The following is a 13,005-nucleotide window of genomic DNA, read 5'->3' as shown; positions in this document are numbered from 1 at the left end:
CTCGCTTTTGGGGAGGGGACCGCTGCCGATCCAGTCCATTGACCGTTGAAAACTGTTTAGTACAGCGGCTCATCTTGTGTGGAGATACTCGTCCTTTCCCCAGGTACACGTTTTTTGTATCGCAGGCAGTGCATTCGCGAGGCTGTTGTCCGGAACCGGCGGGGGTGAAGGGGACCTGTAGGAAGCCGGCAAGTTGTTCACCCCTTTGGTTTATCCGCGGGTTGGCCGTGGATGCCAGGACAGATGCCGTCACACACGGGCAAAAGCAGGCGAAGCAGGGTCACAGAGAGTCAAGAGTGCCGCCGGCCAGTTTGGTACATTGGAAATAGGATAGTAGTCCTTTGCGTGGGGGAAGAGTTGCAGGTTAGCCGAGGGGCCTAGGGGACTGCGTGGTGTCTAATCTAAAGGAGGGCCCTCTGTTTGGACCTGCGGCTACGAATAACTCTGTGAGATGCGAAAAGGGGGTCTTACGTCAATGAGAATCCTAACGACGTTCATCGTCGCAGTGTGCTGGGTCGCTATTCTCTTGGTTACGGGTGCAGCTGTTGCTCAGGAGATCTTCTCTCCCGACCAGCTGGTTGTTACCGCATCGGGTGCTAGCGGTAGCTATACCCCTGACCGGGCGGTAGACGGTAATGTGGAGAGCCGATGGGTGAGCAGCCCAGGGCGGAGTAACCAGTGGATTCAGATTCAGTTTCCAAAGTCAATGGAGTTTTCCAGCATACGTATCCAGTGGGCCAATGCCAACACCATGGGTTCGTCGGTAATGATCAGCCTGTCTGCGGACGGTCGAGAATGGGTGGATGTCTTTGAGGACTTCGTCCCGACCACCGCGGAGGCGGAAACGTTGAGCTTTGCACCCCAGTGGGCACGTTTCTGCAGGCTTACCTTTACACCGCCGGAGAGGGGAAATGTGATGTCTATCCTGGAGATCTCCTTTGGCGGGGTGAGAATCCAGGAGCCCTTCCATAAACACGTGGGAATTGGTTCCGGCAACGGTGAGCCCTGGCTTTCTTCACCAGGGGAACGGTTGGCAGTGGATGTCCTATTCCCAATCTACACAGAAACCTTCACCTGGGCCTTTCCCGCGGAGCAGGAGTATCTGGTGATGAAGAATATTGTTGACTATCGTGACTGGTTCGAGCAGGTGGTGGGTCACTATGTCTACGAGAACTACCACCTGGCGCTGGTGGATGTGCCCCTTAGCCGCAGCGAAATCGACGGCGACGATACCTTCTGGATGACGCCCACTGATGTCTGGAACAATCTCAAACTGGCGGAGATTAATCCCGGTGAATACGACCTGGTTTGGGCCCTTTGGGCATGGAAGAATATTCCCGGGGCTGTCCAACGCTATGGCGGTGCTGCCTTGAACGGTCCCGACGGTACACCCTTTATGTCCCTCTCTGTCAGCTCCTTCGCGGAGCGATCCCAGGGAATAATCATGGTGCTGGAACACGAGGCCCACCACACCTGGGAGTCTCTCTTCCGGCATAGCGGCCTGTCGGTGAACACCACTCCTCCGCTTACCGGACTGCCCCACGCGGACTACCTCGATACCATGCTGGATGAGATGGTGCGACTGGAGCCAGGGTTTATGGAGCCCTTCATGTCCGATGAACAAGTCCTGGAGCACCGTCGTGGCGGCAGCAAGGGATGGCCTGGCCTCACTCTGCAACGGGGCGTCAATGCTTGGACCTATCGACTCCAGCCTAGGGAGCATTGGCTTCAGGTGGCGGAATACGTAGGAAAGACTGCACCGGCCCGGGGAGACATCGTGGTGCAACCCCTGTTTGCTAGCGTATCCATTGTCACCGACCGCGGTGCTGAACGGGAGATCTACCTACCGGTGCGGGTGCGCGACCAGGGATGGCATATTCCCAACGTAAAGGTGACTGCCACGGTGAACGGGCAGGTGTACACCCTAGAGGAAGACACCATCTACCGCCACTCCGATATCCGGATGCCTAGGCAGGAGCGTTGGTCCGTAGGCTGGGATGGTAACGGCATCTATGGCGGATGGATCACGGTAACCAAGGATACGAAAGCCATCGAGATCAGGGTTCAAGGGCAGGGGCTCGATGAGACCTTTACGATCCCTGTAAACTACATCAATGTTGAGACCCAGCAGGTGACCCTCCTCGGACCAGAGATGGTCTTTGATCGTACTGCTACCTCGGACAACGGCCGTTGGACCTTTGGGGAGGACGGAGATTACGTCATCTTCCAGATTCCCAATCCTGGAGCAAAAGCGGCTGTGATGGAAGCGGCCGGCTCCGGTTGGGTGGAGTTGGCTGTCTCGGGCAACGGAAGGCAGTTCTTGGCGGTTTACCAGGGTGAATTGACGAAGGATCCACAGACGTTCAGCGTCAGACCTGAGTTTCTGGGGAATCAGGAGTACTTGTACGTGCGACTCCGGATGGCCCCGGATTACAAACGACCTCTTTCCGCCCCGTCGGTCAGTGAAGTCACTGACCTGAAGATAGTCTTCCGCTCCTACAACCAATAGGGTGGATCCCAGAACTGCTCTAAGCCCGCGGTACCGCCGGCGATGTTCGGTGGTTCCGCGGGCTTTGCGATTTCCGCCGCGTGCATTTTTCGGACCGGGCCGTACTGAGAAATCTGTTTACGACCTTCGATCGTTCAAAAGATGACAAGGATGCCTGTAGGAAAGGCGGGGTACCACAGTTGCCCCCCTTGGCGGAGCCGACACACCAGATATAACGGGATGCAACAGGAGATCGTACTGCGCAGTTACTATTCTTCCTAGAGGCAGCAGCAGACAACGCCAGAGAGCCTTCTGGTAGGGACCCGGTGCCCTGGGGAAACCCGGGTGCGATGGCAGGGGGCGGGAATCATCATCACACGTGGGCAAAAGACGATTGTTTCATGTCACAGGCAGACAAGCAAAGCTCACCTACCTTGATTTAGATTTATAGTTAAGAAGGCTCTGCGTAACAAGAGTATGTGGGGCCTGTTGGCCGCATCGGAAGAAGTCAAATTGGAGAAGGGGGTCATAGGGCGATGAGTAGGTTTGCGCAAATCATCATTTTAGCATGTTGTGTAGCTGCCCTGCTTTGTGCAGGTACGGCAACAGCGATGGAGTTATTCAGTCCTGGGGATCTGGTGGTTACGGGATCAGGCCACCTAGGGAACTACACCGTGGAGCAAGCTATTGATGGTGATTGGGAGAGCCGGTGGGTGAGCCGGGCTGTAAGGGCCGAACACTGGATTCAGGTTGAGTTTCCACGGGAGATCGAGTTTTCTCGTGTGCGCATCGATTGGTCCAATGCCGATACCAAAGGTTCCTCGGTGATGATTAGCCTTTCTAATGACGGTGTTCAGTGGGTAGATGTGTTCGAAGATTTTGTCCCGACCACAGCTGTGTCGGAGACCTTTAGCTTCGCTCCTCAGCGGGCCCGTTTCTTTCGGCTGACGAGCACCCCGCCGGAGAGGGTGAGCCAGATATCTATACTGGAGCTTACCTTTGATGGTGTGAAGGTCCAGGAGCCCTTCTTGAAACACGTGGGGATTGGATCTGGCAACGGAGAGCCGTGGCTTCCTTCGGAAGGGGAGCGGTTAGCCGTGGACATCCTGATGCCGATCTACACTGAGACCTTTACTTGGGCACTGCCTGCGGATCAGGAACCTACGCTGATGAACCGGATCGCCGACTACCGGGACTGGTTTGAACAGGTCGTGGGCCACTATGTGTACGAAAACTACCACCTGGTGCTGGTGGATGTACCCCTGAGCCGGGATGAGATTGACGGGGAGGATACCTTCTGGATGACTCCCTCCGATGTGTGGCGGAACTTCACACCAACGGGTATCAACCCCAGTGACTACGACCTAGTTTGGACCCTGTGGGCATGGGAGAACATCCCCGGGGCCGGGCAACGGTACGGCGGTGCAGCGACAGAAGGCCCGGATGATACACCCTTCATGTCCTTCTCCTTCAGCAACCTAGCCAGTCGTTGGAACGAAATCACCGCGCTCATGGTCCTGGAGCATGAAGGGCACCATACCTGGGAGTCCCTTTTCCTCGATGCTGGTCTTTCCATCGACGGACGTCCTCCGCTGCTGGGTATGCCCCATGCTGATTTGTTGGGCACCTTGCTAGATGAGATGATCCGCCTGGAGCCGGGCTTCATGGAACCCTTCATGTCCGATGAGGAAGTTATGCAGTACCACGATGATGGAACGGGCAGCTACAAGACTTGGCCCGGCTTGAACCTACAGCGTGGTGTCAATGCCTGGTCCTACCGGCTCCAGTCGAGGGAAAACTGGATGAAAGTGGCGGAGTACGTGGGTAAGACGGTCCCTGCCCGGGGAGACATTGTGGTGCAGCCGCTGATGGCGAGCATCGCCATTGTTACCCACCGCGCTACAGAGCGGGAAATCTATCTCCCGGTGAGGGTTCGCGACCAGGGGTGGCATATCCCCGGTGTGACTGTCACTGCCACTGTGGACGGCGAGGTCTACACCCTGGAAGAAGACACCATCAACCGCTATCCGGAGATCCGCATGCCTAGGCAGGAACGTTGGTCCGCAGGCTGGGACGGCAATGGTATCTATGGAGGCTGGATCACGGTGACGAAGGATACCGAAGCCATTGAAGTTAGCGTCAAGGGTCAGGAGATCGACGAGACATTCACTATTCCTGTGAATTACATCTATGTCTATCCCAGGGAAGTAGTCTTGGACAGTACGCTGGTCTATGATACGAACGTGACCCCAGAGGACGGTGTCTGGACAGTGGGCGAAAACGGTGAGTACGTGGTATTTCGGGTCCCCATCGAGGGGGCTAAAGCCGGCAAAATTAAAGTCACTGGCTCTGGCTGGGCTGAGGTGGCTGTCTCGGCTAACGGAAGGGTCTTTCTGGCCGCGTTCCAGAACCAGTTGAAGGAAGAGCCCCAGTTGGCTGACATTCGGCCCGAGCTTCTGCAGAACCAGGAATACCTGTACGTGCGGGTTAGACTGGCACCGGACTACAAGCGACCTTTGAGTGCGCCATCCGTCGCTGAAGTTACCAGTCTGAAAGTTGACTTTCGTCATTACACCCAATAGGGTTGACCCCATACAGCTCATACCTCCACGGTGCCATCGGGGAGTCCTCGGTGGCACCGCCCTTACCTTAAAGAGCTCCCGCTGTTTTTGGTCGGGCTTCGATTTCGTATACATGGAAAAGGTCAGGTGTAAGTTGCCGCCATTAGCAGCGGTGGATAGACTTTGCCGGTGCATGGTTCACGAGCCCTTCCCTAAGTAGGTGGAAAGCGGGTTCAATATTGGTGAGTCTCGGTTTGCCTCTGGAGGGAAGCCCTTGACCGTGTACGTCCTATCCTCCCGTTACACCGTTACCTTCACCTGGGCCCCATGGGAACACAAGCCGCCTTTGCGCGGATAGAGTGCAGACTGTCCGAGGCTTTTTTTCTCGATCCGGGTGCCCGCCTAAAAGCGTCACACGCGGTAAAAGACTGTAAATCGCTATGCAACAATACTGCAAGTAAGCTTTTGAACGGCGTGTTATAGTAAAAATAAAGGAAGTAGTATCCTGAAAACTAGTTTTCTGAAGTGATCCGCGCACCTCCACGCTTGCGTCCGCCCGTAAGGCAGATGTTGGGGCGATGGCCCTGCAGCAGGGCGACGCATCCTGAAAGAGTGTAGTCGGCATGGGGCTGGAGGAATCCAGCCCTGTGTCTCAGTAAGAGAACGATGGAGTAAAGAGGAGTGCCGCGTTTTGCTGGGGATTATGCCAAGCGGCGATGGAACTGGGCAGGGGCAGAGCACGTTGAGCTTTAGCAGGCCGTTTGCGTTGGTTGTCGTTGTCTTCAGGCGAAGCCAGCCCGATGATGTGTCTTTTGGTGCAAGCCTATTTCCAGGGTACGTGATCGTGTGTACGGTTCGTCCCTTCTGGAACTAGACAGTTTTGTGAGGAGTGGTAGAAGATCGCCCCCTTCGTTCTGATGCAGGGGCTTTTGGGGTGGGAGTGAAGACTGTGAGCCTAAAGTTTAAGCTGTCACCTAAATAAGAATAATCTACATACAAGCAGGAAAGAAAGGAAGTGCAGCAGATGCGAAAAACAAGAGTTGTCTGTCTAGTGGTGGTGGGTTTGCTTCTAATCCCATTCCTGTTCGCTGCTGTGGCCAGTGCAGAGGAGAAGATTAAGCTTGTCCTCAGTCATTGGGACGGACCCGATGGTAACCCTGTACCGATCATTGTTCAGAAGTTCATGGAGGATCATCCGAACATCGAAGTGGAAGTCCAGTATGGTACTGGCGACTATTTTGACAAGCTGGTCATCGGCCTGATGACCAACAGCGCCCCTGATGTCTTTATGTGGTGGGATTTCCCTATGCTGGTAAATGAGGGCTTTCTGGAGGACATCAGCCCCTTCCTGGAAAAGAGCGATCGGCTTTCCGTGGATGATTACTTCCCTCAGGTCATGCCCTATGCTGGCATGGTGGACAATAGCGTCTATGGCCTGCCCCACAGCTTCACGCCGCGGATCATTATGTACAATATGGATTGCTTCGACACGGCGGGTCTGCCCTATCCCACCGGCGATTGGACCTGGGATGAGTTTGTGCAGATCTGTCTTAAGCTGACCGATGTGGAACAGAAGAAGTTCGCCTTCCAGTTCAGTGACGAGACCTACGGTACTGCCGGTTACGTCTGGTCCAATGGTGGCGATTTGCTCTCGCCGGACGGAAGATATGTGGCGGGTTATGCGGATCGTCCTGAGACCATTGATGCAGTCCAGTGGTTGGCTGACCTACGGGTACGGTATCATGTGGTGCCATACTCCGGTGAGCTGGCTTCCAGTACAGGCCTCCATACGGGACACGTGGCCATGCAGGATAACGGGCATTGGGCGGTGGCAGGTTACCTGTCTCAGAACCCGAAGTTGCGGTTGGGTGGTGTGATTCCTCCACATCCCGAAGGCAAGGAACTGCAGACAGTGCTGCACAGCTCCGGTTGGGTAGTGTGGTCCGGGACCAAGCACCCCGAGGAAGCAGTGATGTTGCTGGAATACTTGTCTGGGCCCATCGGTCATGGCTTGATGGTGGAGATGGACTGGGCGTTGCCGGCATTGCCCAGCGTGGCCTCTGAGTTCGATCTTTGGAATGATCCGCTGAAGCGGCCGTTCCTGGAGGCCATTCAGTATGCGAACACTGTCCACTATTTTGTCCGCAACCCCATCTGGACCAATAACATTCAGCCGATCTTTAACGATGAGCTGTGGCAAGCCTTTACCGGGCAGAAGTCTGCTGACCAGGCGATGCGGTCTGCGGTGGAACGGGCGCAGACGATCCTAGACCAGCAATTCAGGAATAAGTAAGGTAGCTGATACCCTCCATCCTGGAACCACCTGCCAAGCTCCGCTAGTCTTCACCGCTGGCGGAGCTTTGGCTTTTTCCTGGCCTAGAAGGTAACATACCCCGGGAGGTGGAGACTGTCCTGGTGGTATACGCCCGGGTCGGTCTACCAGATGGGAGCTGACTTAGCTTAATCGAGTGTGTGGTGATGATACATCACACCGAGTTCTTGATGCGCGACGATGAGCGTTGACAGACCACCTGCTGTTTTCGACTTTCTCCATCACCGCAAGTTAAGGGACATGTTGTATCGCGCAACAATTGTACAAGTTGGGCTACTGCCAAAGTGCTATACTTACAGCAGAATAAAGAAGGCCGCTTATGGATGTTGCTTTTGGATACGTCGGATGCAGAGGAACTCCGAAGGTGGTCTACGGGTCTGGGAGAAGAGGTTGTCAGCGCAGGGCTGTAAAGGGAGTAGAAGGCCCGTACCGGTGGCTGCGGGAGCGTTCTTTCCGGCGGGTGGTCTTAGCCCCTTCGGGTTGTGTCTGTCTTTTTCGTTCCTAGCTGTCGAGTAAGTCCCAGCCAGAATTCAAAGAACTATACGAAGTAGTCAGTATTCATAGTTTTTGTTACGAGGTGACTAGCATTGGATGCGGAGAAGAAGCGCCTTAAGCTCGATGTGATGATTCCCTTATTTACACACACTTTCACGGAAAAGTTTGACGAGGAACAGGAGTACTTGGTTGCCGAGAAGCTAGTAGAATACCGGGACTGGCTAGCGATGGTTGCCGGTGAAAAAATGTGTGAAGACTATCACTTTGTGTTGATGGACACCCCCCTCGCCCGGCAGGACATCTGGGAAATTGAGAAGCATCGGTTTTGGATGTCGGCCCACGACACCTGGCAACAGTTGCAGAAGACCGGGCTTAACCCCAGCAGCTATGATTTGGTATGGTCTATGTGGGCGTGGAAGAATATAGATGACGCTAAACAGATGTACGGTGGAGGTGCCCTCTTAGGACCAGATACGACACCCTTTATGTCTTTTTCGGTATCCCGCTTTCAGAAAAGGGATCCGGGGATAACAATGGTCTTGGAGCATGAAGCCCAGCATACATATGAAATGCTTTTCTTCCATACGGGGCAGAAGGTTGTCACGGAGTTGCCCCTCGACGGGTTTCCCCACGCCGACTTCCTGGATACTTTCCTGGAGGAGATGTTGCGCAGGGAGCCTGGGTTGTTTGAACCTTTTATGAGCGATGAGGAAGCTTTGCAGCACCGCCGAGGCGGGGCGAAGGGATGGCCAGGCTTTACCCTACAGCGGGCCGTCAACGCATGGACCCACAGTATCCAACCCAAGGAGCGTTATCTTAAGATTGCCGAACGTTTTGGGCAGATCGTGTCGATTCCGGAGGTGGAAGTGGAGCCCGTCTTTGCTAGCTTTACTGTGGTCACCGATCGTCCAGAACGTCGGGTTGTCCTGCCTGTGCGTATCCGCTTCCGGGGTGAACATGTGCCTGGTGTGAGGATCACCGGCCGGACTACGCAGCAAGTGGTTGTGTTCGAAGAAGATAGTTATTACCGGCATGAAAAGATCCGCATGCCCAAGAAGGAATGTTGGTCTGTTGGTTGGGAAGGCAATGGGTACTACGTAGGTTCGTTCACCGTCTCCAAGGAGACCAAGTCCATTGATCTGCAGGTGGAGGGCCCTGATTTTGCGTATTCCTTCACTATTCCTGTAACGTATATCTCTGCTGTTACCGAGGAGAATAGCCCAGGAGAGCCAATCAGCCTGGACGGGCAGCCGATCGATGATGGGCAGGTGGAACTGGTGAGTCCAGGCGGCAGCGTAGTGTATCGGCTACCGGTGAAGGATTACGGTGATGCTACCCTCAAGTTAGCCGGTCAGGGCCAGGTGCAGCTTAAGCTGTCCATCACAGGTCGCTATTTCGTACCCGTCTGGAAGGGGGAGGTGAACGGTGAGGTAGCCGCGGTGAAGATTCCCTATGAAGTGCTCAAGCAAGCCAGGGAGCTATATGTGCGCTTGCAGTTGCCGAAGGAACAGGAAAAGCCCTTTACCCTCGGGAGACTGTCCCTGGTGGGTACCCGATACGTCTAGCCCGAGGTCAATCGTTGTCATCGCCGCTGACTAGGCCAGATGGGAAGGAAAGGTGGATTTATCCGCCGGCAGGTAGGAGTCTAAAGGTTGTCCCAGACCCTGGGGAAAGGTCGCCAAGCTAAGTATTGGTAAGCAAAAATTGACTGTTATGGAAAAGGAAATCCTCCCTGTTCTGCGGAAGATTTAAAATATATATTTGATGAGGACAACGCCTAAGGAGTACAGGGTGAGGCGGACAGAACGCGGTGGTATTCGGGTCGTGTTGGAGAGGCTATCTTTGCTGTGTTGCGGAAGCTACAGATCATCTACAGCTGGGGAGCTGGGCACAGAAGGCAAAGCTTTGCCGGCAAGTTTCCAGTAACAATGTTTTTCCTTGCAAGGGGTTTTGTAGCTTGCTTACCGGTGTTAGCATTTAACCCAGTGTATTGCAATTCCTTGTGGCGGGAACATGGTCGAATACTAGGCAACTGATCGAAACGGGGTACGAAGAAAAGGGGAGGGAACTCCGGTGATCCTGTGCGATTTGTACAGAAAGGAACTCTGGAAGCAGCCTTACGTTCCCGTGATTGAGTACTACTACCGCCGCACCTTTCCACCAGACTATCGGTTTAGCAGTCACACCCACAGTGCCATTGAAGTGATGTACGTGGAGCACGGTGAGATGAGCGTGGAGGTGGAAGGGGAGGCTGTGCACCTGCAGACGAGGGAATTTGTGGTGATCAACACCGAGATACCGCACGGCATCCTCAGCGTGAGCAAGAACTGCCGCGTCATTAACTGCGAGTTCTTCTTCCAACCCAGTGAAAGGGTGGTCGGGTCTACGCTAGATGTGGTACAGTATCTGAACCCGTCTGCCTGGCCCTTCCGGGGAGGGGATACCTGGGTGACAGGTCGCGATACCGGATATCTGGGTGCAACCCTCCGGGAGCTGATTGAGGAGCTGAACGGGACTCTGGACGATCCTCTCGGACAGGAGCTGTTGCTTCGCCTGAACTTTTGGCGCCTCATTATCTATCTTTCGCGCATGATTTCCCACTCCCACAACATTACTGACCTGACGAACTGGCATGTGAACCGCGCGGTCAGCTACATTCGGGCCAATTACCATCACCCGGAGCTTTCGGTGGCCGAACTAAGTGAGTACCTCCAGCTGAACCGCAGCCATGTCAGCCGTATCTTCAAGGAGATCACGGGAAAGACTCCTTCGGAGTTCATCAGCAGTTACCGGATCAGTATTGCGAAAAAACTTCTGGCCACCACCGACATGTCCATCATCGACATCTGCCAGGAGATCGGCATCAGTTCGGAACAGTACTTTTCCCGTCTGTTTTCTAAGAAGGTAGGGATCAGCCCCCGCAGCTTCCGGCGAAGCCGCGAGGTGCTCAGTGCCTGGCCGCCGGATCAGGAGGAGTAGGCGAAGATGTAGGCTCGTCGGAGGTAGTGAGCGGCCTTCCTCAAGGCCTACTCCTGGTGCCGAAGAGATGCCGTACCATACTGTTGATCGGCCTGAGATTCGAGCCACCTCGGGTGGAACGGACAACCATGCCTCAGTGGTGTTGGCTACAATTCTTGGTTACGCTTTTCGTACGTCCTTGGGCCGACTTCTCCCCCAAGGGAAAAGCAGGGCTTGCTGCCTCCTGTGGGTGTTTTTTGCATAGGGACGAGGAGTGCCCGGGGATTTCCGCAGGGTTTAATTAGAGATCTTGCACCTGGACTTCTTTATTGCTACCCTTCGATCTCCTCCGGTGATTGCATCCTGTCGGAAGTGGCGTCACAACTGGGCAAGAATATGCGGGTGGAATGTCACTAAACGGCAAGTGGGGGCGGCACGCCTTCGCTATGCTATGCATGGTATGTTGTATTCTCTGGAGTTTGACTTTAACAAAGCCTAGGGGAGAGGAAACTGCTATGATGACCAGTAAGGAAAGACTCTGGCGGATTTTCCGGGGAGAGGACGTGGACCGGCCAGCCTTCAAGCTGTGGGGGTTATCCATCGGACAGAGTATGATGGCCCCGGCCTACAGGCCGGTGTATGAACGGGCCCTGGAACTCACGGATATTATGGAGGAGATCTATAGCCCACTAAATGTGTTCTTTGGTTCCGACCCCCAGTGCAAGATTTGGTGGGAGGACAAGCCCCTCGAGGGCACCGAGTGGGTGGACCGGTATACATACTACCAAATTGGTGACCGCACACTGCGCTCCATCTTTCGGTACAGCACCATCGGGTCGCCGGGTTACGACATGGAGCACATGATCAAGGAGCCTGAGGACCTGAAGGCCCTCCTCAGCGTTCCCTATAAGCCCTATCCCATCGACACAGATCTTTACTACCGCGCCGTGGAGAAGGTGGGAGACAAGGGTTTGGTGATGTTCGGTCTAGATCATGCGGCCTATGCCGTCTGTCGAAAAATTGGTTCCGAACGGTTTGCCCTCATGTGCATTGATGATCGCGACCTGATCAAGGAAGCAGTCTACACCTATGCCAAGCGGATTAGGGACCATGTGAAGGCTGTACTGGATACGGGGATTAGACCCATCTTCTCGTGGGTGGGCCCGGAGTTGATTATCCCGCCGCTGGTGCGGATGGATGAATTTGAAGAGTTCGTCTTCGAGGTTGATAAACCCCTGTGCGATTTGATCCATGATGCCGGAGGTTACGTCTGGGTGCACTGCCACGGCCGGGTGGGCAAACTACTGAAGCGGTTTGCGGAGATGGGTGTCGATGTGCTGAATCCCATCGAGCCGCCGCCCCAAGGGGATGTGACCCTCAAGGAGGCCGTGGAGCTTGTAGGTAATTCCATGGGTCTGGAGGGGAATATTGAAATGGCCTCCCTGCAGCTTTCTAGGCCCGAGGAGCTGAAGGAACAGATTCGTCAGGCGGTGGAGGAGGGCAGTCAGTCTAAGCGGTTTATCCTCGGGCCCACCGCTGGCTATATGGAGTATCCGCTGCCGACAGAGCAGTACATCCAGAACTTGATGGTGTACTTGGAGTATGGATATGAGTGTGTGAGCAAGGTCAAGTACTGATGGCTGTTAGAAGAATCTAGGCATAGTAGGCTTGTCCATAGTGCGGCGTTCTAGTGCAGGCTAATGCTGGAACGCCGCTTTTTTTTCGCAGATCTTCGGTAAAGAACTCACCGAAGTCTTCCTGTTTTCTTGTTTCGGTGTCCTGGGGCCTTTTGGGGTGGCTAACCCTTGAAGCCAGAGATAAGGGAGTGTTTCTCTAAACAGCAGAAAGCCTCTGACCTTCCTACGTCAAGAAGTTTCTTAGGGAGGTGGTTTGCCCTGCCCTTCTGGTGACAACTGCTGCCGCAGGGATCGCGGCTTGTGCACATACAGCGGGCGCCCAGCTGGACATCGGGAAATTCCATTGACTTCGTAAGCTGCCTTTGGGAAAAGGGCCAGGGTTCCCGGTCAAGTCCCAGGAACCACCGGAGTGAGTCAAGCATAAGTGGGGGAGAGCTCCATCTCCAATATTTGGAAGTCAGAAACTGCTACCCTCGGTCAGCAGTCTGTTGAAGAAGTTCGACATCCCCCCGGAAGAAGTCCTGCCTGCGTAAG

The 13,005-nt window shown here is 54.6% G+C and carries 6 protein-coding genes; all 6 read left to right on the top strand.

What is annotated here, in order from left to right:
* Positions 1–475 precede the first annotated feature (475 nt).
* The 6 genes from GXX57_06790 (at position 476) to GXX57_06765 (ending at position 12,471) form a co-directional block, all read left to right on the top strand.
* Entirely contained in the window at positions 476–2,509 is a 2,034-nt protein-coding gene (locus GXX57_06790; protein HHV44356.1) for a discoidin domain-containing protein, read from the top strand.
* Between the two features lie 515 nt (positions 2,510–3,024).
* Positions 3,025–5,070 (top strand): discoidin domain-containing protein, encoded by a 2,046-nt coding sequence (locus GXX57_06785; protein HHV44355.1) that lies wholly within the window; start codon positions 3,025–3,027, stop codon positions 5,068–5,070.
* A 1,003-nt stretch (positions 5,071–6,073) separates the two neighbouring features.
* Positions 6,074–7,342 (top strand): sugar ABC transporter substrate-binding protein, encoded by a 1,269-nt coding sequence (locus tag GXX57_06780; protein HHV44354.1) that lies wholly within the window; start codon positions 6,074–6,076, stop codon positions 7,340–7,342.
* A 626-nt stretch (positions 7,343–7,968) separates the two neighbouring features.
* Positions 7,969–9,441: a hypothetical protein gene (locus GXX57_06775; protein ID HHV44353.1), complete on the top strand. Its 1,473-nt coding sequence runs from the start codon at positions 7,969–7,971 to the stop codon at positions 9,439–9,441.
* A gap of 508 nt (positions 9,442–9,949) precedes the next feature.
* Positions 9,950–10,855, top strand: a complete 906-nt coding sequence (locus GXX57_06770; GenBank protein ID HHV44352.1) for an AraC family transcriptional regulator — start codon at positions 9,950–9,952, stop codon at positions 10,853–10,855.
* A 494-nt stretch (positions 10,856–11,349) separates the two neighbouring features.
* Entirely contained in the window at positions 11,350–12,471 is a 1,122-nt protein-coding gene (locus GXX57_06765) for a hypothetical protein (protein HHV44351.1), read from the top strand.
* Positions 12,472–13,005 lie beyond the last annotated feature (534 nt).

The organism is Bacillota bacterium (assembly GCA_012839765.1).
Classification (GTDB): Bacteria; Bacillota; Limnochordia; order DUMW01; family DUMW01; genus DUMW01.
The sequence above is the reverse complement of the archived record's forward strand: the minus strand, read 5'-3'. Positions and strand labels throughout refer to the sequence as shown.

Coding starts and splice junctions, on each gene's coding strand:
- GXX57_06790 (HHV44356.1), top strand. CDS start 476: ATGAGAATCCTAACGACGTTCATCGTCGCAGTGTGCTGGGTCGCTATT.
- GXX57_06780 (HHV44354.1), top strand. CDS start 6,074: ATGCGAAAAACAAGAGTTGTCTGTCTAGTGGTGGTGGGTTTGCTTCTA.
- GXX57_06785 (HHV44355.1), top strand. CDS start 3,025: ATGAGTAGGTTTGCGCAAATCATCATTTTAGCATGTTGTGTAGCTGCC.
- GXX57_06765 (HHV44351.1), top strand. CDS start 11,350: ATGATGACCAGTAAGGAAAGACTCTGGCGGATTTTCCGGGGAGAGGAC.